The sequence below is a fragment of the Tropicimonas sp. IMCC6043 genome, from assembly GCF_004146235.1.
Taxonomy (GTDB): domain Bacteria; phylum Pseudomonadota; class Alphaproteobacteria; order Rhodobacterales; family Rhodobacteraceae; genus Tropicimonas.
Map to the genome: position 1 here is coordinate 1 of NZ_SELO01000045.1, position 24,950 is coordinate 24,950.

Here is a 24,950-nt window from a genome sequence, read left to right on the forward strand (position 1 = left end):
CTTCCTGTTCCTTGATCATCCCGATGATCTGCGCCTCGGTGAAACGGCTCTTTCGCATTTGTTTGCTCCTTCGAAAGGTTGAGCAAACTCTACGTCAGCGTGAGGGAATTTTCGGGGGGCAGGTCAACACTACCACCGCTTTGACGGCGTTTGGACAGGTCATGAAGCAAGTGGACTATGAGCTGTTGCTGGAGCGCTGAGACGGATAGCATTTTGGCCGCCATCCAAGTGAAACGTTCTGCATCCGAGGCCACGAGAACGGCGGATCGTTCTCCGTCGCGCGCAGGCTCGGATCTTCGCTCAATTCGGATCGGCCGAGGGTGTCTGAGCGAGAGCACGTCTTCACGAAACGAGAACGGGCCGCACCAGAGATGCGGCCCAGAGTTCTGTCTGTTCGAAAGGGGCTAGGCTGACTTGGGACGCTTCCAGGCCAGTCCCGCAAGTCCGCTCAGCAGGAGCAGACCGCCGGCGGGCAACGGCACCGGCGTGGTGGACAACGAGGTAAGTGTGTAGTTCACCCGCTCGCGCGCATTTGACTCGCCGATCACGTTGCCGATGAATCCGATTTCCGTGACTTCAAACTCGGACAACGCAGGGAGCGGCGGAAAGCCGGTATCGCCGATGATCGTCTCATCCGTGTCCCTGAGTGTCATAAAGATAGAGCTGACGACATCCCCCGACGAGCCGGTCAGGTCAGAGCGCAGGGTGTATCCGTCAAACCCGAACTCTCCATTCTGCAGAAGAATTTCTGTGAACGGCAAGACTCCGGAAAGGTCCATCTGATCGATGGTAATGGTCGGCGCGGCATAGACGCGACGCACCGCATCTCCCGAGACAAACGTGTCGTCGAAGGTGATTGTGCCGGTGAGCGTGGTGCCGATCAATGCCTCTGCTGTATCGGCAATGGTCGAAACCGTATCATCGTTCGCCAGGCCAAAAGCGTATTCGGCCGAGAAATAATAAGTCATCGTCGCGGCCTGGGCCGGCGCCGAAAACAGAACCGCTGTTGCGATCAAAGCTGCAATCTTCATTAACTGGTCTCCTTTGCAAACGCGAACACAGTGGCTACCCCAAGGTCATGCGTCAATCTTTTGGGGCATTTTTTGCGTGTCACCGAGCCAGGCACGGATCGGAGTCGCCTTCCTTTCATGCCACGACTCGGGGCGCTGCACGTCGCGTCGCCGCCATTTTTCCAACGACCGGTTGGGGGCGGTCCTCTTTCGCGAGTGCCTTGCGTGGCCAGCGGGCCGTTCGGGCCGCAACAGGAACGGGAAACGAAAAGGGCCCGCCGGTGGCGGGCCCTTCGATTGCCGTGCGGCGCGACTTACTGCGGGATATCGCCCGTCAGCCCTTCGACATAGAAATTCATCCCCGCAAGCGTGCCATCGTCGGCCACTTCGCCCTCGGCCAGCCAGGCCGAGCCGTCCTGCTTGTTGAGCGGGCCGGTGAAGGGGTGGTAGGCGCCGGAGGCGATCGACTCCATGACCTCGGTGGCCTTCGCCTTGACGTCCTCCGGAACGGCGGAGGAGATCTCGCCGATCTTCACCATGCCCGGGCCGATGCCGTCCCAGGTGTCCGTGCTCTCCCAGGTGCCGTCGATCACCGCCTGCACGCGGTCGATGTAATAGGGCGCCCAGTTGTCGATGATCGAGGAAACACGCGGCGAGGGGGCGTATTCTGCCATGTCGGACGCCTGGCCGAAGGTGATGACGTCACCGGCTTCCTGCGCGGCCGCCTGCGGTGCGGTGGAGTCGGTGTGCTGAAGGATCACGTCCGCGCCCTGTTCGATCAGCGCCTTGGCGGCGTCGGCTTCCTTGGCCGGGTCGAACCAGGTGTAGGCCCAGATCACCGAGAACTCGACATCCGGGTTGACCTTCTTGGCGTGGATATAGGCCGAGTTGATGCCGCGGATGACCTCGGGGATCGGGTAGGAGCCGATATAGCCGATCTTGTTGGTCTTGGTCATCAGGCCGGCGATGGTGCCCTGAACGGCGCGGCCCTCGTAGAAGCGGGCGGAATAGGTCGAGACGTTGTCGGCGCGCTTGAAGCCGGTGGCATGCTCGAACTTCACGTTCGGGAACTTGGCGGCGACGTTGATCGTCGGGTCCATGTAGCCGAAGGACGTGGTGAAGATGATGTCGGCACCGCCGAGGGCCATCTGGGTCATGGCGCGCTCGGCATCAGGACCTTCGGGAACGCTCTCCTGGTATACCGTCTCGACCGCGTCGCCGAAATGCTCCTCGACCGCGAGGCGAGCCTCGTTGTGTTCGAAGGTCCAGCCGCCGTCGCCGATCGGCCCGACGAAGATGAAGCCGGCCTTGACCGGGTCCTGCGCCGCAGCGGCGCCGGCGAGCCCGAGCGCCAGTGCGGTGCCGGCAAGCAGGGTTCTGAAATTCATGGTGTTTCTCCCGTTTTGGTTGTTTGGCAGCAGCCTCAGGATGAGGCATGGAAGGAACGGCCGAGCTCTGCGGGCGCGTTGAGCGCGGCGCGGGAGCGGCCGGAGGACATAATCACGAGCACCAGGATCGTGATCAGGTATGGCGACATGGAGAGATACTCGACGGGCACCTTGAGGCCCGCGGCCTGGAGGTTGAGCTGGAGCACCGTGAGCCCGCCGAAGAGATAGGCCCCGATCAGCACGCGCCAGGGCTTCCAGGAGGCGAAGACGACGAGCGCCAGCGCGATCCAGCCGGCGCCGGCGGTCATGCCCTCGGTCCATTGCGGCACGCGGACGATGGAGAGATAGGCGCCGCCCAGCCCGGCGCAGGCGCCGCCGAAGGCGATGGCCATGAGGCGGATGCGGACGACCTTGTAGCCGAGCGCGTGGGCGGCGTCGTGGTTCTCGCCGACCGCGCGCAGGATCAGCCCAGCCCGGGTGTATTTCAGAACGGCCCAGGTCGCGGCGACGAGCAGGATCGAGACATAGACCATGAGGTCGTGGCGGAACAGGATCGGGCCAAGGACGGGAATGTCCGAGATCACCGGGATGTGGATATGCGGCACCGAGAGGCCCTTGATGCCGATATAGCCCTGTCCGATCAGCGCCGAGAAGCCGAGGCCGAAGAGGGTGAGGGCGAGGCCGGTGGCGACCTGGTTCGAGAGCAGGAACTGGGTGAGCAGGCCGAAGATCAGCGAGAAGGCCGCCCCCGCAATGGCGGCGGCGACGAAGCCCAGGGTGGCGCTGCCGGTCTCGACCGAGACGGCGAAGCCGCAGATCGCGCCGGTGATCATCATGCCCTCGACGCCGAGGTTCAGGACGCCCGCGCGCTCGGTCACGAGTTCACCGATGGCCGCGAGCAGGATCGGCGTCGCGGCCACCATGAGCGAGGCCAGGAGCAGGATCCAGTTGATCGAGGAGATATCCATCAGGCGGCGGCCTCGCGGTTCAGGCGGATACGGTAGTTCGACAGCACGTCGACGCCGAGCAGGAAGAAGAGCAGCATGCCCTGGAAGGCCTGGATCGCGGCGGCGGGAAGCTGCATCGTCGCCTGCGCCGCCTCGCCGCCGATATAGGTCAGCGCCATCAGCAGCCCCGCGAGCAGGATGCCGATCGGGTGCAGCCGGCCGAGGAAAGCGACGATAATGGCGGTGAAGCCGTATCCGGCGTTGAAGTTGATGGAGATCTGGCCGGCCGGTCCGGTGACCTCGAACATGCCGGCAAGCCCCGCGAGCGCGCCGGACAGCCCCATGCAGAAGACGACCAGCGCGGTCGGGTTCACGCCGCCGAAGCGTGCCGCCTTGGGCGACTGGCCGGCGAGCTGGATGTGGAAGCCCATCAGGTGCCGCGAGAGCAGGATATAGGCAAAGATGACGGCAATGAGCGCGGCGACGACGCCGAAATGAATGCCGGTGCCGGCCCAGAGCTCGGGGTTGGACGCGGCGGGGAATTGCTGGAGGTTGCGCGATCCGGGAAAGCCGGTGGCTTCGGGGTTGCGCAGCAGGCCGAGCGACATGGCGGCTAGGAACTGTTCGGCGACATAGACGAGCAGCAGTGAAACGAGGATCTCGTTGGTCTGGAAACGGACCTTGAGGATCGCCGGGATCATCGCCCAGAGCAGCCCGCCCACGGCGCCGGCGATCACCATCAGCGGGAAGATGTACCAGGCTTCGGTAGGGTAGAAGGCAAGCCCGACCCCGGCGCCGAAGATCGCGCCCATGATATACTGGCCCTCGGCGCCGATGTTCCAGATGCCGGCCTTGAACCCCATGGCGAGGCCGATGGCGATCAGGATCAGCGGCCCGGCCTTCACCAGGAGCTGGCCGCGGTAATAGAAGGCGAACTCGCCGAGGACGGGGTCGTAGAAGATCGTCTTGATCGCGAGGAACGGGTTCTTGCCGAGGGCCGCGAACATCAGGCCGCCCGCGACCATGGTCAGCAGAACCGCGAGCACGGGCGTTGCCCAGGTCCAGGCCTGCGACGGCGTCGGGCGCTTCTCCAGCCGGAATGACGCCATCAGGAATGACCCTCCTCGTAGATTTCCTTGATGTGATGCGCTTCCGCCGGGTCGGCGACATCCATGTCATGCGCGCCGCCGAGCATCAGGCCGATCTGTTCCATCGTCAGCCCGCGCGCGGGGCGCGGCGCCGAGAGGTGGCCGGCATTGAGCGCGGCGAAATTGTCGGAGACCTCCATCAGCTCGTCGAGGTCCTGGCTGATGACCAGGACCGCCGCGCCCTTGCTGGCGAGGTCGAGCAATGCCTGCCGGATCGCCGCGGCGGCCGCGGCGTCGACGCCCCAGGTCGGCTGGTTGACGACGAGGATGTCGGGCTGTTGTAGGATTTCCCGTCCGATGACGAATTTCTGAAGGTTCCCGCCGGACAGCGCGCGGGCGGCGACATGCGGCCCCGGCGTGCGCACGTCGAACGCCTCGATGATCTCTTCGGCGAAGGTCCGCGCCGCGCCGCGCCGCAGGAACCCGGCGCGGGTGAGGTCCTGGCGCTGCCAGCCGGAGAGGATACCGTTTTCGGTGAGGCTCATGTCCGGAGCGGCGGCATGGCCCAGCCGCTCTTCGGGCGCGGTCAGCATGCCGCGCAGCCGCCGCGCGTTGGGCGGCAGGTGCCCGACCGCCTCGCCGCGGATCCGCACCGTCTCCTCTGGACCGATGGTCTCGCCGGAGAGCGCCGAGAGCAGCTCGTCCTGTCCGTTGCCGGCCACCCCGCCGATGCCGAGGATCTCGCCCGCCCGGATCTCGAAGCCCACGTTCTGGAGCTTGGTTCCGAACGCATCGACATGTTCGCTGGTGAGCCCGGCGACATGAAGGACAACCTCGCCATGCGCGGCCGGGGCACGTTCGGGCGGCGTCAGCGCCTCGCCCACCATCAGTTCGGCAAGCTCGGCGGCCGATTTCTCGCGCGGGTCGCAGCTTCCGACCACCTTGCCGCGCCGCAACACCGTCGCGCCGTCGCAGAGCGCGCGGATCTCCTCGAGCTTGTGCGAGATATAAAGGATCGAGGTGCCTTCCGCCTTGAGCTTGTTGAGCGTTGCGAAGAGGATCTCGACCTCCTGCGGCGTCAGCACCGAGGTCGGCTCGTCCATGATCAGCAGCTTCGGATCCTGCAACAGGCAGCGCACGATCTCCACGCGCTGCCGCTCCCCGGCCGAGAGGTCGCCGACCAGCCGGCGCGGGTCGAGCGGCAGGCCGTAGGCGTGGCTGACTTCCCGGATCTCGCGGGAGAGCTGCCCCATTGGCGGGGCATCTTCCATGCCGAGGCCGACATTCTCGGCCACGGTCAGCGCCTCGAAGAGTGAGAAATGCTGGAACACCATCGCGACGCCGGAGGTGCGCGCGGCGCGCGGTTCGGGCGGGGCGTAGGGCGCCCCGAAGAGCTGCATCGCGCCGCTGTCGGGCTTCACCAGCCCGTAGATCATCTTGACCAGCGTCGACTTTCCCGCCCCGTTCTCGCCCAGAAGCGCGTGGATCTCGCCCTCGGCGATGGTGAAGGACACGTCATCATTGGCGACGACGCCGGGATAGGCCTTGGTGAGCCCCTGGAGTGAGAGAAGGTCGGTCACGCGGGACGGTCCATGGCTGCTGGAAGACGGGAGGCTCGGCTCTTGAGTAACAAGCCTGTGACGCCGATCGCAATGGCTTGCGGGTGTTTGCCGAGGGAAGGGTCGCCTATTGGGCAGGCAATGCGTAAAATTGAGGCATCGGAATGACCGAGCTGACCCAGTCGCTTGCGGAACCGTGCCCATTTTGTCGCCGATCCGATCAGCCCGGCCGAGGCGAAGCCGTGGGTCAGCAGCGCGTGGCAGAGCGCGAAGTCCAGCGCGTGGGAATAGGTCAGGATGAGGTGATGGGCGTCCGGCGGGGCCTCCGCGACAGATCCGGCAGGATCCTCGGCCACGCGGAGTGCGATATTCGCCGGCGGATCGGCCGGAAAGCGTTCGGCATGGGTGTCGATCCAGGTCAGCCGCCAGTCCTCGAGCGGTGCCATCAACGACACGATCGCCCGGCCGACATGGCCCGCGCCATAGACCCGAAGGTCATGGCGCGGCTGCCGGATCGGCTCGATGGCCCAGCCGTCGACCAGCCGGGTGCGCAGCGGCTCGGCGCCGTTCCGGAGCCGCGCCAGCAGGCGGGTGAGCTTCAGCGGCGGCTCGTCTGCACCTCCGGCCACCGGCCGCACCAGGCAGCCCTGCTGCCGGCGTGCCTCCATCCCCGACAGGCTTGCCGCGTCGAACACCTCCGTCAGCAGCTTGACCGCCCCGCCGCAGCATTGCCCGAGCGCGGTGCCGAGCGGCACCCGGGCGAGCCCGGCCGGCGCGCCGCCGAGCGCCGCTCGCGCGACCCGGGCCGCCTCATATTCCAGCCGCCCGCCGCCGATCGTCCCGCTTTGTCCCTCCGCCCAGACCAGCATCGACGCGCCCGCCTCGCGCGGCACGGAGCCGGCCGTCTCGAGGATGACGACGCGCGCCACGCGGCCCCGCTGTGCGACGGCTTCGCGCAGCGCGTCGAGGTCGACACTCATGCCCGCACCCGCTGGACGGCGGCGAGGATCCGCTCCGGCGTCGCCGGCGCGTCGAGCGCCGGGTAACCGGGGCCACAGGAAGCCACGGCATGCGAGAGCGCCAGGAAGGCCGAAATCCCCAGCATCAGGGGCGGCTCGCCGACCGCCTTGGACCGGTAGATCGTTTCCTCGCGGTTCTGCCCGTCCCAGAGCGCCACGTTGAAGATTCGCGGCCGGTCGGAACAGGCGGGGATCTTGTAGGTCGAGGGCGCGTGGGTCATCAGCCGCCCCGCGTCGTTCCAGACCAGTTCCTCGGTGGTCAGCCAGCCGGCGCCCTGCACGTAGCCGCCCTCGATCTGGCCGATGTCGAGCGCGGGGTTCAGCGAGCGGCCCGCGTCATGCAGGATATCGGTCCGGAGGATGCGGTTCTCGCCGGTCAGCGTGTCGATGACGACCTCGGTTACCGCCGCGCCATAGGCGAAATAGAAGAACGGTCGGCCGATCCCGGCGATCCGGTCCCAGGAGACCTTCGGCGTGCTGTAGAAGCCGGTGGCCGAGAGGCTGACCCGCGCCTGGTAGGTCTCCATCGCGGCCTCCTCGAAGGAGATCGCGGTGCTGCCGATCCGCACCATGCCGTCCTCGAAGTGCACCGCGGCGGGGTCCTGCTGGCGCAGCCCGGCGACCACGCCGGCGATCCGCCCACGGATCTCGTCGCAGGCCACCTTCACCGCCATGCCATTCAGGTCCGCGCCGGAGGAGGCCGCGGTCGCCGAGGTGTTCGGCACCTTGCCGGTATCGGTGGCGGTGATCTTCACGCGCTCCGGCGCCACGCCGAAGCTCTGCGCCGCGACCTGAGCCACCTTTTGGAACAGCCCCTGTCCCATCTCGGTGCCGCCGTGGTTGAGATGGATCGAGCCGTCTGAATAGACATGCACCAGCGCGCCGGCCTGGTTGAGATGGGTGAGGGTGAAGGAGATGCCGAACTTCACCGGCGTGAGCGCGATCCCCTTCTTCAGGATCGGGTTCTCCGCGTTCCACGCCGCCACCGCCGCGCGCCGCGCCGCGTAATCCGAGCTCTCCGCAAGCCGCGCCACCATTCCGCCGAGGATGAAATCCTCGACCTCCATGTGGTAGGGCGTCAGGGACCTCTTCTGCCTGGACATATCCTCGGGAGGGCTCGCCTCCGGCGCGCGGGGGGCAGACGGCCCCCCTCCTGCGTCTCCACCATCAGCCTCGGCGTAGAAATTGCGCCGCCGCACCTCAAGCGGCTCGCGTTCCACCGCGTGGGCGATGTGGTCCAGTACCCGTTCGATCCCCAGCATGCCCTGCGGGCCGCCGAAGCCGCGGAACGCCGTGGCCGATTGCGTGTTGGTCCGGAGCCGGTGCGAGGTGATCCGCACGGCGGGCAGGAAATAGGCGTTGTCGGCATGCAGCATCGCCCGGTCGGCCACCGGCAGGGAGAGGTCCTGGGACCAGCCGCAGCGGCAATACTGGACGAAATCCACCCCGAGGATCTGCCCCTCGTCGTCCACGCCCGCCCGGTAGTCGATCCGGAAGTCATGCCGCTTGCCGGTGATCACCATGTCGTCGTCGCGGTCGTAGCGCATCTTGCAGGGGCGTCCGGTCGCCTGCGCGGCGACAGCGCAGGCGCAGGCCAGCGCGTTACCCTGACTCTCCTTGCCGCCGAAGCCGCCGCCCATCCGGCGGACCTCCACCCGCACGCCGTGCATCGGCAGGCCGAGCGCCTCGGCCACCTTGTGCTGGATTTCGGAAGGGTGCTGCGAGGAGGAATGCACGAGCATGCCGCCGTCGTCCTGCGGAAGCGCGAGAGCGGCCTGGCTCTCGAGGTAGAAATGCTCCTGCCCGCCGATCTCGATGCTGCCCTCGACGAGACGCGGCGCGGCGGCGATGGCCGCGTCGGGGTCGCCGCGCGCATAGACCCGCGGACCTTCCTCGAAATGCCAGTCGGCCGAAAGGGCCTCGTCGATGGTCAGGACCGGTTTTCGCTCCCGGCAGGTGATCTTGCCCAGCCGCGCGGCCTTGCGGGCGGCAAGGTGGCTCGTTGCCACGACGAGAAAGAGCGGCTGGCCGAGATAGTGGATCTCGCCCGAGGACAGCATTTCCTCATGAAACGTGGGGGTCGGCGAGACGTCGTTATGCGCCGGCAGGTCCGCGGCGGTCAGCACGGCGACCACGCCGGGGGCGGCGCGGACGGCGTCGAGCTCCATCCCGGTGATCTCGCCGGCGGCAATCTCCGACAGGCCGAAGGCAAGGTGCAGGCAGCCCGCCGGCACCGGGATGTCGTCGATATAGCGGGCGGCGCCGGTCACATGGGCGCGCGCGGAATCGTGGGGCAGCGGGCGGGCGGTGCTCATGGGGCGATCTCCAGCACGCTGGTCGCCGCGCCGGTATCCTCGGCGAAGGCGCGCCGCAGCATGTTTTGCGCGGCCGACAGCCGGTATCCGGCGGAGGCGCGCATGTCGTCGATCGGCGCGTAATCCTCGGCGAAGGCGGGCAGGGCGGCCTCGATGGTGGCCTGCGTCCAGGGCTGGCCGAGCAGGGCGGCCTCGACGGCGGCGGCCCGTTTCGGCGTGGCGGCCATCCCGCCGAAGGCGATCCGGGCGCTCTCCACCCGCTCGCCGTCGATGCGGATGTTGAAACAGCCGCACACTGCCGAGATGTCCTGGTCGAAGCGCTTGGAGAGCTTGTAGCAGCGCAGCGTGTCGGGCTGGCGCGGGATGGTGACGGCCTCGACGAATTCGCCGGGCGCGCGGTCCTGCTTGCCGTAGGCGAGGAAATACTCCTCAAGCGGCAGGGACCGGCGGCTCTCGCCGTGGCGCAGGTGCAAGGTCGTGCCGAGCGCGATGAGTGCCGGTGGCCCGTCGCCGATCGGCGAGCCGTTGGCGATATTTCCGCCGATCGTCGCGGCGGCGCGGACCTGGACGGAGGCGAAGCGGCGCAACAGTTCGGCAAGGCTCGGGTGATGCGCCGACATCAGCTCCTGAAGCGCGGCGATGGTCACCATGGCGCCAAGGCGAATGTCGCTCTCGGTTACCTCGATGGTCCTGAGGTCGTCGCAGCCGGACAGGAAGGCCACGGGGAAGAGTTCACGCAATTGCTTGGTCACCCAGAGCCCGACATCGGTGGCGCCGGCGACGAGCGTGGCGTCGGGATGCGCCGCGTACCAGGTGGCGAGCGCATCGGAGGTGTCGGGCCGGCAGAGCTCCGCCTCCGCGTCGGGACGCCCTGCTTTCGGCACCGCGTCTTCGCGCATCCAGCCGGGCACCGGCGCGGCGGCGGCCTCCTCGGCGGCGCGGATGATCGGCGCATAGCCGGTGCAGCGGCAGAGATTGCCGGCAAGCTGGTCGTCGTAATCCGTCCGGCCGTTGAGATGTGCCGTGGCCATCGACATGACGAAGCCGGGCGTGCAGAAACCGCACTGGCTTCCGTGCCGGTCGATCATCGCCTGCTGCACCGGATGCAGCGTTCCGTCCGGGCCTGCGAGTCCTTCGACGGTGCGGACCGATTTGCCTTCCACTTGCGGCATCAGGAGGATGCAGGCGTTGAGCGCCGCGGCGCGCCCGTCGGCTCCGGTCACCATCACGGTGCAGGCGCCGCAATCGCCCTCGTTGCAGCCTTCCTTGGTGCCGGTCAGCCCGGCCTCCTCGCGCAGCCAGTCGAGCAGGGTGCGCGTCGGCGTGGTCTCGACACGCCGGACCTCTCCATTGAGGCGAAAGGTGATTTCCATGCACATGCCCGCCGCGATACCTGACAAAGAGATCCCGACGCGCCCCGATGCGGCAAGAAAGGCGCGCGATCCTGTTCCGCCGCCGAGCAAAGCCAAATCGCGTGGGCATTGCAAGCGCGGGGATCGCTCTTTCTGCTTGTCCAGTCGGCATCTGCCCAATAATGCGGCGTAATCCGGACGGGAAAGTTAATTTCACGGGATTGCGGGGGCTTGCCGGTTTTCCACAGGAAGCTGTGACGGTGGCGGTTTTCATGGTTCGTTCCGCCGCCTAAAGTCACGCCATGAGCAGGTCCCCCCGATTCATCCATCTCCGCCTTCACACCGAGTATTCGCTCCTCGAGGGGGCAATCCGGACCAAGAAACTGCCGGGTCTCTGCCGTGGCATGGGCATGCCGGCAGTGGCCGTGACCGACACGAACAACATGTTCAACGCGCTGGAATTCTCGGTGGGCGCGAGCGACGCGGGGATCCAGCCGATCCTCGGCTGCCAGCTCGATCTCGCCTATGAGCCGGCCGTGCCGGGGGCGAAGCCGGTTCCGCCGGCGCCGATTGTCCTGCTGGCGCAGGACGCGACGGGCTACGGCAACCTGATGAAGCTGAATTCCTGCCTCTACCTGCGCGGCGATCACCTGCTCCCGCATGTGACGCCCGAGGAGGTTGAGGCGCATTCGGACGGGGTCATCTGCCTCACCGGCGGGCCGGACGGGCCGCTCGGCCGGATGGTCCGGGACGGCCACGCCCCGAAGGCCCGCGCCCTGCTCGAGCGGCTGGTGGCCGCCTTCCCGGACCGGCTTTATGTCGAGTTGCAGCGGCATCCGGGGGAGGACGGGCTTCCGGAGGCGGAGCGGGCGACCGAGCGCTTCTTCGTCGAGACGGCCTATGAGCTGGATCTGCCGCTGGTGGCGACCAACGACGTCTATTTCCCCAAGCCGGATTTCTACGAAGCGCATGACGCGCTGCTCTGTGTTGCCGAGGGCGCCTATGTCGACCAGCAGCAGCCGCGCCGGCGGCTGACGCCGCAGCATTACCTGAAGACGCCGGAAGAGATGATCACGCTCTTCGCCGATCTGCCGGAGGCCATCGAGACCACGGTGGAGATCGCGCGGCGCTGTCATGTCGTTGCGGAGCGACGAAACCCGATCCTGCCGACCTTCGCCGAGAACGAGGTCGAGGAGTTGCGCCGGCAGGCGCATGAGGGCCTTGCCCGACGGCTGGAGGTTATTCCCCATGCGGCGCCGGTCGAGGAATACGAGAAGCGGCTGGAATTCGAGCTCGGGATCATCGAGTCGATGGGGTTCCCGGGCTATTTCCTGATCGTTGCCGACTTCATCAAATGGGCCAAGCAGAACGACATCCCGGTGGGGCCGGGGCGCGGCTCGGGCGCCGGCAGCCTCGTGGCCTATGCGCTGACCATCACCAACCTGGACCCGCTGCGCTACTCCCTGCTGTTCGAACGCTTCCTGAACCCCGAGCGGGTTTCGATGCCGGATTTCGACATCGATTTCTGCATGGATCGCCGCGAGGAGGTGATCCGTTATGTCCAGGAGAAATACGGCCACGACAAGGTCGGGCAGATCATCACCTTCGGCGCACTGCTCTCGAAGGCGGCGGTGCGCGATATCGGGCGGGTGTTGCAGATGCCGTTCGGGCAGGTGGACCGGCTGTCGAAGATGATCCCGGTGGAGGGGGTGAAACCCGTTTCCATCGAGAAGGCATTGGCCAGCGAGGAGCGGCTGCGGGAGGAGGCGAAGAACGACGAGCAGGTGGACCGCCTGATGACCTATGGCCAGCAGGTCGAGGGGCTGCTTCGGAACGCCTCGACTCATGCCGCCGGCGTGGTGATCGGCGACCGGCCGCTCGACGAGCTGGTGCCGCTCTACCGCGACCCGCGGTCGGACATGCCGGCCACCCAGTTCAACATGAAATGGGTCGAGCAGGCGGGGCTGGTGAAGTTCGACTTCCTCGGGCTGAAGACGCTGACGGTGATCCAGAACGCGCTCGACCTGCTGGCCCGGCGCGGCGTCGAGATCGATATCGACCATATCCCGCTCGACGACGCGAAGACCTACGAGCTCTACGCCGCCGCGAAGACGGTGGCGGTGTTCCAGGTGGAAAGCTCCGGCATGATGGATGCGCTCCGGCGCATGAAACCCACCTGCATCGAGGACATCGTGGCGCTGGTGGCGCTCTACCGCCCCGGCCCGATGGAGAACATCCCGACCTATTGCGAGGTCAAGAACGGGCTCAGGGAGCGCGAATCCGTCCACCCGCTGATCGACCACATCCTGGAGGAGACCCAGGGCATCATCGTCTACCAGGAGCAGGTGATGCAGATCGCCCAGGTGATGGCCGGCTACAGCCTCGGCGGCGCCGACCTGCTGCGCCGCGCCATGGGCAAGAAGATCAAGGAGGCGATGGACGCCGAGCGGCCGAAATTCGAGAAGGGCGCGGCGGCCAACGGGGTGGACAAGAAGAAGGCCAGTGAGGTGTTCGACCTGCTGGAGAAATTCGCGAACTACGGTTTCAACAAGTCGCACGCGGCGGCCTATGCGGTGGTCTCCTACCAGACCGCCTGGCTCAAGGCGAATTACCCGGTCGAGTTCATGGCCGGGATCATGAATTGCGACATCCACCTGACCGACAAGCTCTCGACCTATGCCGAGGAGGTGCGCCGCGGGCTCGACATCGAGATCGTTCCGCCCTGTGTCAACCGGTCGATGGAGAGCTTCTCGGTGGAGGAGGGCAAGCTCGTCTACGCGCTGGCGGCGCTGAAGAATGTCGGGCAGGAGGCGATGCATCTGATCGTCGAGGCGCGCGGTGACGCGCCCTTCGTCACGCTCTTCGATTTCGCGCGGCGGGTGGATCTCAAGCATGTCGGCAAGCGGCCGCTGGAGATGCTCGCGCGCGCCGGTGCCTTCGACGTGCTCGACCGGAACCGGCATCGCGTCCTGCGATCGCTCGACGGGCTGGTGGCCTATTCGGCGGCGATCCACGAGCAGCGCAATTCCAACCAGGTCTCGCTCTTCGGCGAGGCCGGCGAGGACCTGCCGGAACCCCGCCTCGCCGAGGTCGAGGACTGGCTGCCGAACGTGCGGCTGGCCGAGGAGCATGCCGCGATCGGCTTCTACCTCTCGGGCCATCCGCTGGACGACTACATGAGCGTGCTGAGGCGTCGCGACGTGAAGACGCTCGCCGAGGTGACCGAGCTGGTGAAGTCCGGCCCGAAGGTTGTGAAGATGGCGGGCTCGGTCTCCGGCAGGCAGGAGCGGAAATCGGCGCGCGGCAACCGCTTCGCCTTCGTCCAGGCCTCGGACCCGACCGGGACCTTCGAGATGACGGTGTTCTCCGACACGCTGGAGGCGGCGCGGGATCATCTCGAGCCGGGGCAGAACGTGGTGGTGACGGTCGAGGCGACGTTCGAGAGCGAGCAGCTCAAGCTGCTCTGCAAGGGCGCGCGGCCGATCGACGACGAGAGCGGATCCGGGCCTGTCGGCCGCGGCGGCGGCGGATTCCGGCTCTTTGTGAACGACGCGCGGGCGATGCCGGTTCTTCAGTCGATCCTCGTCCGGACGCGGGAGGCCGGTCCGGTGCGGGCAAAGGGACCGATCCGGGTCACGCTGATGGACCGCAGCCTGCCGGGCGAGGTCGAGATGGAACTCGGCGCAGACCTGCCGGTGAGCCCGCAGGTCCGCGGCGCGATGAAGTCCGTCGCCGGCGTGATCGATGTCGAGGACCTGGAAGCGCGCTGAGGTCCCGGCGCCGGGGGCGGAGGTGGTCGCGATTGCCTAGCCTCGGGATGGACTTCGGGCCGTCTTGCGGATGGCAGTGCCGCGGGGGCGCCCGGCCGGGGTGACCGGCCGGGCATCGGGCCGGTCAGGCAGACCGGCGGCGCTTTCCGAACAGCGCGACATGCAGCTTCTCGTCGTCTTCCGCACGGAGCAGGGTGATCCCGTCCGCCTCGATAGCCTTGCGCAGAGCCGCGTCGCGTTTCAGCGATCCATGGAACAGCTCCAGGATCACATCGCAGGAGTCGTCACCTGCGATGCGGTTGATGTTCACCGCGCCGCAGCCGGAACAGAGATGCACCAGCATGATGTCGTCGTCCCGAAGGCGTCCGTATTTGTCGACGCCGTTCTGCCGGGTGGTCAGACCGACCGGCACCATACGCGCGTGGCAGTCTGACGCCCTATTGCCGGGCTTGGTGTCGACATGCCGCGAGTGCAGGCAATAGGGGCAGTGGTTGCGATGGGCCGTGCCGATCCCGCCTGTTGCCGGAACCATGCGCCTGCAATGCGTGCAGCGGAAATCCTGCTCGCTCTGCTGCCAGGGTTTGCGCTTGCGGTCTCGCTTTCCACCATTGCGTTTTCGCTCGGACCGGAAGGATTTCCGGCCGACGGATTCGTCGTCGTCGTAGAACATGGGTTCGTCCCACTCATCAGAAGATGATGGTCAGGCAGAACGAAACTCTCGGATCTGTTGGGGAGAGGGGGATGTCTGCCGGCCGGGTCGGCATGGGCTGAGTTCAGCGACGGCAGGGCCGGCCGATCAGCGCACAGGGCGACCGTTCCGCACGGGCCAGGTCAGGCCGATGCGGCGCGGGAAACAGTCTCTGTTCTACGGTCGATAGACACAAACCACCTTTCTTCGATGGTGACTCCGGGGCCGGATAAGCATGTCGCGGTTTCGTTGCAAGGCGGGCGTGCCGCGTCTTGCGCACACTCCGGACGGATGTTTCCCTTTTGCCTCAGAGTGTCCGGGGCATGGCGGTGCCTAGAGCACCTTCGCCAGATCCGCGATGAGGTCCTCCGGGTCTTCCAGCCCCACCGAGAGGCGGAAGATGCCGTCGCCGGCATAGGCGCGGTAGCTCTCGAGCTGCGGACCTGTGAGGCGGAAAGAGGTCTCCATCAGCGGCTCGGTCTCCATCCAGAAGATCAGGCTTCGGTGGTGGCCGAGCGAGACGGCGTAGTGGATGATGTCCAGGCGCTCGATCATGGCCTCTGCCAGCCGCCGTCCAGCCACGGCATCGCCGACCTGGAAGGCGATCATGCCGGAGCTGTTGGTCATTTGCCGCGCCGCAAGCTCCGCCTGCGGATGCGAGGGCAGGCCCGGGTGGATCACGCGCGTGACGCCCGGGCGGGTCTCGAGCCAGCGGGCGACCTCGAGCGCGCCGGCCTCGTGCGCGCGCATCCGGAGCGGCAGGGTCGCGGCGCCGCGGGCGATGAGCCAGGCGTTGAAGGGCGACATGACGCCGCCGTGGTGGATGCCCGCCTCGAGCCTGAGCTGGGCCACCAGATCGCGCGCGCCGGCCACGGCGCCGCCCACCGCGTCGCCATGCCCGCCGATATACTTGGTCACGGAATGCATCACGAGATCGACGCCGAGCCCGGCGCAATCCTGCCCCAGGGGCGAGGCGAAGGTCGCGTCGCAGGAGAGCAGCGCGCCGGCCTCGTGGGCGAGCTGCGCCACGGAAGCGAGGTCGGTCAGCCGCCCGATCGGGTTCACGGGGGTCTCGCAATGCACGAGCTTCGTGTTGTCGCGCAGCGCCGCGGCGACCGCGCCCGGATCCGACATGTCGACGAGGCTCACGTCGATGCCGAGACGGGGCAGCGTGTCGCGCGCGAGCTCGGCGACACCGGCATAGGAAACGTCCGACACCACGACATGGTCGCCGGCGGACAGAAAGGTGAAGAAGATCGCCGAGGCGGCGGCCATGCCGGAGGCGGTGGCGAGACAGGCCTCCGTCCCCTCGAGCGCGGCGATCTTGCGCTCGAGCATGTCGACGGTGGGGTTGCCCCAGCGGGTATAGACGAAACCGCCCTCCTCGACGAGGTCATGGGCCGAGAAGCCGGCAACGTCCCCGGAGAGGAAGGTCGAGCTCATGTGCAGCGGCGGGGCGGAGGCGCCGGTCGCCGGATCGGGCGCTTCACCGGCATGGATCGCGGTGGTCATGGGGCCACGGGCGTTTCGGAACTCGGACATCGGGATAGCCTCCGGCTTTGGGACTTCGAACCACGGGCCTCGCGCGGGTCCGTGGCGCCGGAGCCCTCGCGTGGGGTGGCCGGGCCATGCAGCGGATCGGGGCGTGGCTTGTCAACCCGGCTCAGGCGGGCGGCAGGAGATCCTCGGCAGTCAGAAGATACGCCTTGCCGAAACCGCCGTTGAGAAAGCCGCCGCGCGGCTCCAGCACGACGAAGCTGAAATCGGCGAAATCGACATAGAGTTTCGATTTCGGGTGGCTGGCGAGCCAGCGGCCGCGCAGCCGGTCGTGTTCGGGCGTGCCGCGCGCGACGAACCGGGCGTCGCATTGCAGTGTGAGGCGCGGATGGGTCAGCGGGTCGCCTGTCGGCTTCGGTTCGCCGACCAGCAGGGAACAGGCGGCGCTGCGACCGAGCGCCGCGGTGTGCTGCGAGAGCGCCGAGATCAGCGTGAGCGGCGCGCCCCCGGGCGTCGTGCCGACCGCGACCCGTGTGACCATCGGCGCACCGCTTTCGGGGTCAAGAACGCCGAGCGCGCCGAAACGGGCCTCCTCGAGCAGCGCGCGTGCCTCCGCACGCACCGCGTCGTCGGTCTCCCGTATCGGGTTCGGTCGATTCCCCGTCATTGCCGCTTGCACCCCGCTTTCCGGCGCAGCAGGGTAGCGGCAGGATGGGAGAAGGCAAGCGCGGCACGATCCGGCGGGGAGCCGGGCGCGCGCGCGGTATCGTGATTTGAATCAAGGTGGTCGGGCAGGGGACCGGCTAGCTCTGGTACGTGACATGGAAGGAATTCGACATGTATGACAATATCCTCGTCCCCGTCTCGTTCGAGGCGGATCGCAACGCCCGCGAGGCGATGGATATCGCCCAGGCGATCCGCGCCGAAGGCGGCCATATCACCCTGCTGCACGTGATGGAGCATCTGCCGCAATACGCGACGGAATACCTGCCGCCGGACCATCTCGAGAAGGCGCGCAACGACATTACCGCCGGGCTCTCGGCGCTGTCGGAGAATGTCGAAAATGCCGAGGTCGTCGTGGTCGAGGGCCATTCCGCCCGCACGATCCTCGACTATGCGGACGAGATAAAGGCCGACTGCATCGTCATCGCCAGCCACCGCCCCGGCATGCAGGACTACTTCCTCGGCTCGACCGCGGCGCGCGTCGTCCGGCATGCCAAATGCGCCGTGCACGTGGTTCGCTGATCTCCTGCAGCCACGCCCTGCCCGACACGCCCTGCACGCCATCCGTGGCGTGTATCGCGGAGCCGTTTTCCAGCCTGCGCAGGTAGGCGCGCACCAGCCAGACGGAGGAGTCCATGCCGACCATTTCCAAGACCAACGCCGTTCAGACCGTGATCACGACCTTCGAGATGACGCCGGGCACCTGTCAGGACCTGCTCGACGCGCTTGAGGATGCCTATGAGGCCTTCATCTCCAAGCAGCCGGGCTTTGTCGGCGCGGGCCTGCATGTCAACGACGCGCAGACACGGATCGCGAGCTATTCGCAATGGGAACGGCGCGAGGATTTCCAGGCGATGCTGCGCAGTGAGGAGATGCGCGTGCGGAACCGGCACTTGCACGAGCTCTGCCGCAGCTTCGAGCCGGTGATGTACGACGTGGTGGCGAGCTTCCCGTGAGGCATCGGTGACCGCAACGCTCGTCGTCTGGGCGCATCCCGAACCGGGCTCCTTCACCGCGGCCTGGGCGCGGCGGTCTGTGGAGGCGGCGGCCCGGATGGGTGCGGTGGCGACCTCGGATCTCTACGCGATGCGGTTCGATCCGGCGGAACGCGCGGAGCTCTACGGCCATACAGGACCCTTCGATGCGCTGAAGGTGCAGGAGGCGGCGGCAGCGGCGGGGCGCCTGCCGCCCGATCTTTCCGCCGAGCTTGCCAAGATCCGGGCCGCCGACCTCGTGGTGCTGCATTTCCCGATCTGGTGGTTCGGTCCGCCGGCGATGCTCAAAGGCTGGGTCGACCGGGCGCTGGTTCACGGCGCGCTGCACCGCGTCGAGGAGCGGTTCGACGCCGGGCCCTGTCGCGGCAAGCGAGTGTTGTTCTGCGTCTCGACCGGCTGCACGGCGGCGGAATGCGGGCCCGATGGCCGCGAGGGCGATCTCGCCTTGCAGCTCTGGCCGCTGGCCCATGCATTCCGCTATTGCGGATTCGAGGTGCTGGAGCCGGTGCGGGTGCACGAGGTGCATGGCTATCACGAGGCGGAGGCGCTCCCTGCCGTCGAGACACGGCTCGGCGCCGTCCTCGACGGCCAGGCAGACCTGCTCGCCGGGCTCGATGCGCGCGCGGTCTGGGCCTCGAACCCGGGCACGGATTTCGATTCCGAGGGCCGGCTGCGCCCGGAAGCAGCGGAATTTTCTCCTTTCATTCGACATGCCTAAGGTGACCTGCGTCATGGCGCGCGACTTCGGGATGTGCGATGATCGGGCGAAGAAGACGGGAGGGAAATCATGTACCACAAGATCCTCGTTCCGGTTTCCTTTGACGACGATGCGAAGATCCGCGCCGCGCTGGACGTTGCCCGGACACTCGCCGCCGAGGACGCGGACATCACCTTGTTCCACGTCATGGAACACATTCCGGCCTATGCGATGCATTACATGCCGCAAGACCTCTCGGAGGCCACCCGCGGCGGCATCCTCGAGGAGCTGGAGAAGCTCGCGGAAGACGTTCCGGGCGGGCACGGCGTCCTGGTCGAGGGCCATGCGGGGCGGACGATCCTCGACTACGCGTCCGAGAAGGGCTCCGATTGCATCGTCATCGCCAGCCATCGCCCGGCGATGGCCGACTTCCTGCTCGGCAGCACCGCGGCCCAGGTCGTGCGCCATGCCGATTGCGCGGTGATGGTCGTCCGCTAGGGGCGCCGCCGCGCCAGATACCACAGATAGGCGGGGATCTCGCGCAGGATCGACTTGATCCGGGCGAGGGTGACGCCCTCGGGCGCGGGCGGCGGCAGGTCTGCGCAGTCGAGGCCGAGCCGCCGGGCGGTGAGTCGCGCGCGCGGCTGGTGGTAGCCGTCGGTCACGATCGCGACGCGCGTCGTGCCGAGCTCGCGCAGGATCGGCAGGGCGAAGGCGATGTTCTCCGCGGTGCTGGTGGAGCGCTCCTCGAGCCGGATCGCCGCGTCCGGCACGCCCGCTTCGCGGCAGATCCGGCCGATCACCGCCGCTTCGCTCGGCGGGTGGCGGCCGATACCACCACAGGCGATGACATGGGTCACGGCACCGTCCGCGTGGAGATGCGCGGCATGGCGGGCACGGCGCAGCAGCGTCCGCGATGGCTGACCGCCGGGCCGGACGGCAGCGCCGAGGACGAGGGCGGCGAGCGGCGCCGTATCGCGGGTAGCGGAGGTCATTGCGGGCGGTCTCTCGGGATGGGCGGGCCGGGGCGAGCCTAGCGCCGCGGCGCGGGAGCGACCATGGCAATCTCGCCCTGGCTCAGAATTCCAGCCAGGCCCCGACTTTCATGCCGAGATCGTCCTCGTTGCGGACCCCGAGCAGCATCGCCGACTCGAGGCTGATGCCGCGGGGGAGGCGCAGCACGAAGGTCGGCACGGCGCGGGTATAGGTCGGGCTGTCGCCGATCGCGCCGGATTGCATCTGGAGATAGAGGAGGCCGCGCTCGTCGCGGGAGATGCCGAAGGTGGTGTCGACCTTCCAGGCGCGGATGCCGGTCTCGGCGAAGGCCGAGAGCTTGGCGTCGACATCGACCCAGCCGCCGAACCAGCGCGACTCGAAGCCGCGGCCCCAGGCGGCGCCGACGCGGAGCTGCGTGTCCTCGACGATCTCCCAGTCATTCCAGATCCGCGCGCTGCCGAAGCCGAGCTCGAGCCCGTAGCTGCTGCGCCAGTCCGGCCGGCCGAAATTGCGCCGCAGGAACCAGACCGAGGTCATCGCTTCGCCGGGGCCGCGCGTCGAGCGGTCGAGCCCGAAGGTCAGCCGCTCGGTCAACCCGTATTCGGCATAGAGGCCGGTCTCGCTGGTGAGCTCGGGATAGGTGACGCCGGGGATCGGCCGGGCGAGACCCTGGAAATAGGTGACCACGTCGCCGAAGGTGGAATAGGTCAGCGAGGCGAAGACATGCCCCTTGCCGCGCGGCCAGGCGCCGCCGGCGGCGGCGGGCTGCACCAGCGCAGCAGCGAGGCCGACGCCAAGGACAAACAGGGCGAGCCGGGCGTTCATGCCCCGGAGGCTCGTTCATCACGGTTAAGAAGTGGTTTATCCCGGCCGGCGTGGCGCGGGAAACGGGCGTTCCGCGCGGCTCAGACGGGTTTCGGCGGGGATTTGGCCGGGCCGGCATCGTCCGGGACGGCCATCTCGCAGAGGAGAAGGCGCAGCAGGAGCATGAAGGAGGTCGCCGTGCCGGTTGCCAGATAGAGCCCGAACGCGGCCAGCCAGCCGCCGCCGAGCAGCAGCGACACGAAGGCGCAGATGCAGCCCACCGACGCCGAGACCATCACGAGACCAACCACCATGTATTTCCCCCAGTCGCCGGGCCGGAAGAGCCGCGGCAGCTTTCCCGCGCCAGTCGCCAAGGCACCTGCGATAGGACGGATGAGATCCAACATGGGTCGAATCTGTCACCCGAACCTTTCCAAACCGTTAATTTCCCCCGGCAGCCTCCTGCGGAACGTGATACTGGGTTAACGCACGCGGCGCCGGGCCGCGGGTCATCGCCCTGTACTCCCGGCGAGGCAGACCGGACAGGCGCGAAACGGAGGTCCCCATGCACGCATCGTCCCTCATCGCCTTTCTCGTCATCGGGCTGGTCGCCGGCTGGCTGGCCAGCTTCGTCGTCGGCGGCAGCGGGCTGGTCACCTATCTCGTCTCGGGGGTGATCGGCGCCTTCGTCGGACCCTTCGCGCTCCGGCTCACCGGGCTCCAGTTCGAAATCGGCGGGCCGCTGGTCACCCAGATCCTGGTCTCGGCCATCGGCGCGATCATCGTGGTGCTGCTCGCGCGGCTGATCGCCTAGGCGAGCGACACGCGGCCGTCCGACCGGGTCGACGGGCAGAGCGGAGGGCCGCGCCCGACCCTGGGTGGGCGCTATGGAGCGCTCGTGGTGGGCGGTTAATTTCAAAGCCCCGGAGGACGGCTGTGCGGCGGGGGACATCGCCACTGCGCCCTCCCGGGGGGAGGGTCGGGCGCGGCCCGGGCTGGCCGCCCGGGCGGGGGGAGCTTAGTGGTGACGATCTCAGTGGACCGCCGACTAAGTGCTAGCACCTAACCTAATCGTGCTTATCGAGACCGTCGAGTGTGACCAAGAGACGACCCATGACGGAGCCAACATCTATGTCGTTAAACCGGTTCCAACGACGGTAATCTTTGTGTTGGGTGATCTGTTCGACCAAAATAACCGACCTTCTCAGAATGCGCGGCAGGTCCGCGATTTCGATACTCCAGCCGACTGAAGGGAAATGCGTGAACTGATTTCGGAGTGCATGAAGGGTGACGAAGTCTTTTGTTCTTTCATCCTTCGGTTCTTGGTTTTTATGCGGAAAATCAATTCTGATTTCCGTTGGAAGTCTGCGCAACAGTTCTGGAAGCGCAGCGATTTCTTCTTTTTGTGGATACTCGACCTTACCAAGTATCCACTCCGCGTTATGCGCCTTTACAATTGCCTTTTGCGTCGAGAGATTATGATACTCCAGCAAAAGTTTCTCGGAATCTTTTGAAAGAGCGCCGCCGCCATCGGTGCGAGTCAGAATGCAAACGCACGCGCCCTGTAACGCTGAATGAGCCGACAATATCGACCACTTCCATAGATGCGGTTGTTCTGAAACCTTTTCAAGGCAGTCGAGAAGAAGCTTCAGTGATGCCAGAACGTCTTCAAATTCATCGGTTCGCAAATAGCGTCCATCATCCGACGAGTTCGCAGCGATGATTTCCTCCCAATCCGTGGACATCACCGCTTCCTTCTCTTCACATTCCCCCCGCGCTGCCCCGGCCGCCCCGCCGTCGACCGCCCCTTGCCCTTCACCGCCGCTTCGCTCGCGGCCTCGATGGCGGACTGGCGGGCCAGCGGGTCGTCGGCGATGGCGAGGTCGACGGCTTCCAGCCGCTTGATCTCGTCGCGGAGCTGCGCGGCCTCTTCGAATTCGAGGTTCTCGGCGGCCTTGCGCATCTGGGTCCGGAGCCCGTCGAGATGGGCCTCGAGATTGGCGCCGTGCAGCGGCTTGTCGACCTTGGCGGTCACGCGGGCCATGTCGACATCGCCCTGGTAGAGACCCTGGAGAATGTCTTCGACATTCTTGTGGATCGTCTCCGGCGTGATGCCGTGTTCCTCGTTATAGGCGATCTGCTTGGCGCGGCGGCGATCGGTCTCCTTGAGCGCGCGCTCCATCGAGCCGGTGATGCGGTCGGCATACATGATGACGCGGCCTTCGGCGTTGCGGGCTGCGCGGCCGATGGTCTGGATGAGCGAGGTTTCGGAGCGCAGGAAGCCCTCCTTGTCGGCATCGAGGATCGCCACGAGGCCGCATTCAGGGATGTCGAGCCCCTCGCGCAGGAGGTTGATGCCCACCAGCACGTCGAAGGCGCCGAGGCGGAGGTCGCGCAGGATCTCGATGCGCTCGATCGTGTCGATGTCCGAATGCATGTAGCGGACCTTGATGCCCTGCTCGTGCAGGTATTCGGTCAGGTCCTCCGCCATGCGCTTCGTCAGCGTGGTGACGAGGGTGCGGAAGCCGTTCGCGGTGACCTTGCGGATCTCGTCGAGGAGGTCGTCCACCTGCATCTCGACCGGGCGGATTTCCACTTCCGGGTCGAGGAGGCCGGTGGGGCGGATGATCTGTTCGGTGAAGACGCCGCCGGTCTGTTCCAGTTCCCAGGAGGCGGGGGTGGCGGAGACGAAGACCGATTGCGGGCGCATCGCGTCCCATTCCTCGAACTTGAGGGGGCGGTTGTCCATGCAGGAGGGCAGGCGGAAGCCGTGCTCGGCCAGCGTGAACTTTCGCCGGTAGTCGCCGCGATACATGCCGCCGATCTGCGGCACCGAGACGTGGGATTCGTCGGCGAAGACGATGGCGTGGTCGGGGATGAACTCGAAGAGCGTGGGGGGCGGCTCGCCCGGGGCACGGCCGGTGAGGTAGCGCGAGTAGTTCTCGATGCCGTTGCAGACGCCGGTCGCCTCGAGCATTTCGAGGTCGAAATTGGTGCGCTGTTCGAGGCGCTGGGCTTCGAGCAGCTTGCCCTCGTCGACGAGTTGCGTGAGCCGGCTCTTTAGCTCCTTCTTGATGCCGGCGATGGCCTGTTTCATCGTCGGTTTCGGCGTGACGTAGTGGGAATTGGCGTAGATGCGGATGCGCTCGAACGTGTCGGTCTTCTCGCCGGTCAGCGGGTCGAACTCGGTGAGCGATTCGAGCTCCTCGCCGAAGAAGGAGAGCCGCCAGGCGCGGTCCTCGAGGTGGGCCGGCCAGATCTCGAGCACGTCGCCGCGGACCCGGAAGGAGCCGCGCTGGAAGGCCTGGTCGTTGCGGCGGTAGGCCTGCGCGATGAGGTCGGCCATCACCTTGCGCTGATCGTATTCCTTGCCGACATGCAGGTCCTGCGTCATCGCCCCGTAGGTCTCGACCGAGCCGATGCCATAGATGCAGGAGACCGAGGCGACGATGATGACATCGTCGCGTTCGAGGAGCGCCCGGGTGGCCGAGTGGCGCATCCGGTCGATCTGCTCGTTGATCTGCGATTCCTTTTCTATGTAGGTGTCAGAGCGCGGGACATAGGCCTCGGGCTGGTAGTAGTCGTAGTAGCTGACGAAATACTCGACGGAGTTTTCCGGGAAGAATCCCTTGAACTCGCCGTAGAGCTGGGCAGCCAGCGTTTTGTTGGGGGCGAGGATGATTGCCGGACGCTGTGTTTCCTCGATCACCTTGGCCATGGTGAAGGTCTTGCCGGTGCCGGTCGCGCCGAGGAGCACCTGGTCGCGCTCGCCGTCGCGGACGGCCTGGGCAAGCTCGGCGATGGCCTGGGGCTGGTCGCCGGCGGGTTCGAAGCCGGCGTGGAGCACGAAGCGGCGGCCGCCCTCGAGCTTCTCGCGCGTTCGGATTTCGGGCGCGGGGCTGTGCAGCATGGACGGCGTGCGGTCGGAATGGGCGTAGGGCATGGCGGGACTCCGGGGCGGCGGCAGGGGCAATCTAGGTCATGTTGACAAATGGCGGAGCCAGAGGCGGATTGATGTGATGTCGATGAAGCCGAGGAAGCTTTCAGCCGTTTTGTCGTAGCGGGTCGCGACTCGGCGTGCATTCTTGAGCTTGTTGAAGCA

The 24,950-nt window shown here is 66.8% G+C and carries 23 protein-coding genes and 1 pseudogene; 7 read left to right on the top strand and 17 right to left on the bottom strand.

Going from position 1 to position 24,950, the window contains the following annotated elements; translation table 11 throughout:
- A partial coding sequence (locus EU800_RS27660; protein WP_242500698.1) for a hypothetical protein occupies positions 1 to 200 on the top strand: 200 nt, incomplete at its 5' end.
- A 204-nt stretch (positions 201 to 404) separates the two neighbouring features.
- On the opposite strand, the gene EU800_RS22290 is transcribed toward EU800_RS27660, so the two are convergent.
- The 8 genes from EU800_RS22290 to xdhA all read right to left on the bottom strand — a co-directional run bounded on the left by EU800_RS22290 (position 405) and on the right by xdhA (position 10,699).
- Positions 405 to 1,031: a VPLPA-CTERM sorting domain-containing protein gene (locus tag EU800_RS22290; protein WP_129635721.1), complete on the bottom strand. Its 627-nt coding sequence runs from the start codon at positions 1,029 to 1,031 to the stop codon at positions 405 to 407.
- Between the two features lie 293 nt (positions 1,032 to 1,324).
- A complete protein-coding gene (locus tag EU800_RS22295; RefSeq protein ID WP_129635722.1) occupies positions 1,325 to 2,398 on the bottom strand; it encodes a BMP family ABC transporter substrate-binding protein in 1,074 nt (357 codons plus the stop codon).
- Between the two features lie 35 nt (positions 2,399 to 2,433).
- The gene (locus EU800_RS22300; RefSeq protein ID WP_129635723.1) at positions 2,434 to 3,366 is read right to left on the bottom strand and encodes an ABC transporter permease; all 933 of its coding nucleotides are present in this window, start codon (positions 3,364 to 3,366) and stop codon (positions 2,434 to 2,436) included.
- Positions 3,366 to 4,454: an ABC transporter permease gene (locus EU800_RS22305; protein WP_129635724.1), complete on the bottom strand. Its 1,089-nt coding sequence runs from the start codon at positions 4,452 to 4,454 to the stop codon at positions 3,366 to 3,368. Before EU800_RS22305 ends, EU800_RS22300 begins: the two co-directional genes overlap by 1 nt.
- Positions 4,454 to 6,013, bottom strand: coding sequence for an ABC transporter ATP-binding protein (locus tag EU800_RS22310; RefSeq protein ID WP_129635725.1), 1,560 nt, complete (start codon positions 6,011 to 6,013; stop codon positions 4,454 to 4,456). The genes EU800_RS22305 and EU800_RS22310 overlap by 1 nt, the downstream gene beginning before the upstream one ends.
- Positions 6,010 to 6,972: a xanthine dehydrogenase accessory protein XdhC gene (xdhC, locus tag EU800_RS22315; RefSeq protein ID WP_129635726.1), complete on the bottom strand. Its 963-nt coding sequence runs from the start codon at positions 6,970 to 6,972 to the stop codon at positions 6,010 to 6,012. The genes EU800_RS22310 and xdhC overlap by 4 nt, the downstream gene beginning before the upstream one ends.
- Positions 6,969 to 9,326 carry a xanthine dehydrogenase molybdopterin binding subunit gene (gene xdhB / locus EU800_RS22320; RefSeq protein WP_129635727.1) on the bottom strand — a complete coding sequence of 786 codons (2,358 nt, stop codon included), beginning with the start codon at positions 9,324 to 9,326 and terminating at the stop codon, positions 6,969 to 6,971. Before xdhB ends, xdhC begins: the two co-directional genes overlap by 4 nt.
- Positions 9,323 to 10,699: a xanthine dehydrogenase small subunit gene (gene xdhA / locus EU800_RS22325; protein WP_129635728.1), complete on the bottom strand. Its 1,377-nt coding sequence runs from the start codon at positions 10,697 to 10,699 to the stop codon at positions 9,323 to 9,325. The genes xdhB and xdhA overlap by 4 nt, the downstream gene beginning before the upstream one ends.
- A gap of 281 nt (positions 10,700 to 10,980) precedes the next feature.
- Between xdhA and dnaE the strand changes: the two genes are divergently transcribed.
- Positions 10,981 to 14,448: a DNA polymerase III subunit alpha gene (dnaE, locus tag EU800_RS22330; protein ID WP_129635729.1), complete on the top strand. Its 3,468-nt coding sequence runs from the start codon at positions 10,981 to 10,983 to the stop codon at positions 14,446 to 14,448.
- Between the two features lie 124 nt (positions 14,449 to 14,572).
- Here the strand turns inward: dnaE and EU800_RS22335 are convergent, their stop codons facing one another.
- From EU800_RS22335 to EU800_RS22345, 3 genes are all read right to left on the bottom strand, one after another.
- Positions 14,573 to 15,118: an RNHCP domain-containing protein gene (locus EU800_RS22335; protein WP_129635730.1), complete on the bottom strand. Its 546-nt coding sequence runs from the start codon at positions 15,116 to 15,118 to the stop codon at positions 14,573 to 14,575.
- A 351-nt stretch (positions 15,119 to 15,469) separates the two neighbouring features.
- The gene (locus EU800_RS22340) at positions 15,470 to 16,678 is read right to left on the bottom strand and encodes a PLP-dependent aspartate aminotransferase family protein (RefSeq protein WP_129635731.1); all 1,209 of its coding nucleotides are present in this window, start codon (positions 16,676 to 16,678) and stop codon (positions 15,470 to 15,472) included.
- 121 nt (positions 16,679 to 16,799) lie between these two features.
- Positions 16,800 to 17,300: a HugZ family protein gene (locus EU800_RS22345; RefSeq protein ID WP_129635732.1), complete on the bottom strand. Its 501-nt coding sequence runs from the start codon at positions 17,298 to 17,300 to the stop codon at positions 16,800 to 16,802.
- Positions 17,301 to 17,470: 170 nt separating this feature from the next.
- On the opposite strand from EU800_RS22345, the gene EU800_RS22350 reads away from it, so the two are divergent.
- The 4 genes from EU800_RS22350 to EU800_RS22365 all read left to right on the top strand — a co-directional run bounded on the left by EU800_RS22350 (position 17,471) and on the right by EU800_RS22365 (position 19,546).
- The gene (locus EU800_RS22350) at positions 17,471 to 17,878 is read left to right on the top strand and encodes a universal stress protein (protein ID WP_129635733.1); all 408 of its coding nucleotides are present in this window, start codon (positions 17,471 to 17,473) and stop codon (positions 17,876 to 17,878) included.
- Between the two features lie 113 nt (positions 17,879 to 17,991).
- Positions 17,992 to 18,312: an antibiotic biosynthesis monooxygenase gene (locus EU800_RS22355; protein WP_129635734.1), complete on the top strand. Its 321-nt coding sequence runs from the start codon at positions 17,992 to 17,994 to the stop codon at positions 18,310 to 18,312.
- Positions 18,313 to 18,319: 7 nt separating this feature from the next.
- Positions 18,320 to 19,069 carry an NAD(P)H-dependent oxidoreductase gene (locus EU800_RS22360; protein ID WP_129635735.1) on the top strand — a complete coding sequence of 250 codons (750 nt, stop codon included), beginning with the start codon at positions 18,320 to 18,322 and terminating at the stop codon, positions 19,067 to 19,069.
- A 69-nt stretch (positions 19,070 to 19,138) separates the two neighbouring features.
- Positions 19,139 to 19,546 carry a universal stress protein gene (locus EU800_RS22365; protein WP_129635736.1) on the top strand — a complete coding sequence of 136 codons (408 nt, stop codon included), beginning with the start codon at positions 19,139 to 19,141 and terminating at the stop codon, positions 19,544 to 19,546.
- Here EU800_RS22365 and EU800_RS22370 read toward each other — a convergent pair.
- From EU800_RS22370 to EU800_RS22380, 3 genes are all read right to left on the bottom strand, one after another.
- Positions 19,543 to 20,043: a YdcF family protein gene (locus tag EU800_RS22370; RefSeq protein WP_129635737.1), complete on the bottom strand. Its 501-nt coding sequence runs from the start codon at positions 20,041 to 20,043 to the stop codon at positions 19,543 to 19,545. The genes EU800_RS22365 and EU800_RS22370 overlap by 4 nt on opposite strands.
- An 82-nt stretch (positions 20,044 to 20,125) precedes the next feature.
- On the bottom strand, positions 20,126 to 20,869 hold the full coding sequence (locus EU800_RS22375; protein ID WP_129635738.1) for a hypothetical protein: 744 nt from the start codon (positions 20,867 to 20,869) through the stop codon (positions 20,126 to 20,128).
- Between the two features lie 80 nt (positions 20,870 to 20,949).
- Positions 20,950 to 21,255 carry a hypothetical protein gene (locus tag EU800_RS22380; RefSeq protein ID WP_129635739.1) on the bottom strand — a complete coding sequence of 102 codons (306 nt, stop codon included), beginning with the start codon at positions 21,253 to 21,255 and terminating at the stop codon, positions 20,950 to 20,952.
- A 158-nt stretch (positions 21,256 to 21,413) separates the two neighbouring features.
- Between EU800_RS22380 and EU800_RS22385 the strand changes: the two genes are divergently transcribed.
- The gene (locus tag EU800_RS22385; RefSeq protein WP_129635740.1) at positions 21,414 to 21,662 is read left to right on the top strand and encodes a GlsB/YeaQ/YmgE family stress response membrane protein; all 249 of its coding nucleotides are present in this window, start codon (positions 21,414 to 21,416) and stop codon (positions 21,660 to 21,662) included.
- 253 nt (positions 21,663 to 21,915) lie between these two features.
- Here the strand turns inward: EU800_RS22385 and EU800_RS22390 are convergent, their stop codons facing one another.
- The 3 genes and pseudogenes from EU800_RS22390 to EU800_RS22400 all read right to left on the bottom strand — a co-directional run.
- Entirely contained in the window at positions 21,916 to 22,593 is a 678-nt protein-coding gene (locus tag EU800_RS22390) for a hypothetical protein (protein ID WP_129635741.1), read from the bottom strand.
- The gene (uvrB, locus tag EU800_RS22395) at positions 22,593 to 24,791 is read right to left on the bottom strand and encodes an excinuclease ABC subunit UvrB (protein ID WP_129635742.1); all 2,199 of its coding nucleotides are present in this window, start codon (positions 24,789 to 24,791) and stop codon (positions 22,593 to 22,595) included. Before uvrB ends, EU800_RS22390 begins: the two co-directional genes overlap by 1 nt.
- 36 nt (positions 24,792 to 24,827) lie before the next feature.
- A pseudogene (locus tag EU800_RS22400) lies at positions 24,828 to 24,950 on the bottom strand (IS5/IS1182 family transposase); the annotation flags it as partial.

Excerpts from the sequence above, each read along its gene's own strand:
- EU800_RS22290 (WP_129635721.1), bottom strand. The coding sequence starts at position 1,031 with ATGAAGATTGCAGCTTTGATCGCAACAGCGGTTCTGTTTTCGGCGCCG.
- EU800_RS22295 (WP_129635722.1), bottom strand. The coding sequence starts at position 2,398 with ATGAATTTCAGAACCCTGCTTGCCGGCACCGCACTGGCGCTCGGGCTC.
- EU800_RS22300 (WP_129635723.1), bottom strand. The coding sequence starts at position 3,366 with ATGGATATCTCCTCGATCAACTGGATCCTGCTCCTGGCCTCGCTCATG.
- EU800_RS22305 (WP_129635724.1), bottom strand. The coding sequence starts at position 4,454 with ATGGCGTCATTCCGGCTGGAGAAGCGCCCGACGCCGTCGCAGGCCTGG.
- xdhC (WP_129635726.1), bottom strand. The coding sequence starts at position 6,972 with ATGAGTGTCGACCTCGACGCGCTGCGCGAAGCCGTCGCACAGCGGGGC.
- xdhB (WP_129635727.1), bottom strand. The coding sequence starts at position 9,326 with ATGAGCACCGCCCGCCCGCTGCCCCACGATTCCGCGCGCGCCCATGTG.
- xdhA (WP_129635728.1), bottom strand. The coding sequence starts at position 10,699 with ATGGAAATCACCTTTCGCCTCAATGGAGAGGTCCGGCGTGTCGAGACC.
- dnaE (WP_129635729.1), top strand. The coding sequence starts at position 10,981 with ATGAGCAGGTCCCCCCGATTCATCCATCTCCGCCTTCACACCGAGTAT.
- EU800_RS22335 (WP_129635730.1), bottom strand. The coding sequence starts at position 15,118 with ATGTTCTACGACGACGACGAATCCGTCGGCCGGAAATCCTTCCGGTCC.
- EU800_RS22340 (WP_129635731.1), bottom strand. The coding sequence starts at position 16,678 with ATGTCCGAGTTCCGAAACGCCCGTGGCCCCATGACCACCGCGATCCAT.
- EU800_RS22345 (WP_129635732.1), bottom strand. The coding sequence starts at position 17,300 with ATGACGGGGAATCGACCGAACCCGATACGGGAGACCGACGACGCGGTG.
- EU800_RS22350 (WP_129635733.1), top strand. The coding sequence starts at position 17,471 with ATGTATGACAATATCCTCGTCCCCGTCTCGTTCGAGGCGGATCGCAAC.
- EU800_RS22355 (WP_129635734.1), top strand. The coding sequence starts at position 17,992 with ATGCCGACCATTTCCAAGACCAACGCCGTTCAGACCGTGATCACGACC.
- EU800_RS22365 (WP_129635736.1), top strand. The coding sequence starts at position 19,139 with ATGTACCACAAGATCCTCGTTCCGGTTTCCTTTGACGACGATGCGAAG.
- EU800_RS22370 (WP_129635737.1), bottom strand. The coding sequence starts at position 20,043 with ATGACCTCCGCTACCCGCGATACGGCGCCGCTCGCCGCCCTCGTCCTC.
- EU800_RS22375 (WP_129635738.1), bottom strand. The coding sequence starts at position 20,869 with ATGAACGCCCGGCTCGCCCTGTTTGTCCTTGGCGTCGGCCTCGCTGCT.
- EU800_RS22380 (WP_129635739.1), bottom strand. The coding sequence starts at position 21,255 with ATGTTGGATCTCATCCGTCCTATCGCAGGTGCCTTGGCGACTGGCGCG.
- EU800_RS22385 (WP_129635740.1), top strand. The coding sequence starts at position 21,414 with ATGCACGCATCGTCCCTCATCGCCTTTCTCGTCATCGGGCTGGTCGCC.
- EU800_RS22390 (WP_129635741.1), bottom strand. The coding sequence starts at position 22,593 with ATGTCCACGGATTGGGAGGAAATCATCGCTGCGAACTCGTCGGATGAT.
- uvrB (WP_129635742.1), bottom strand. The coding sequence starts at position 24,791 with ATGCCCTACGCCCATTCCGACCGCACGCCGTCCATGCTGCACAGCCCC.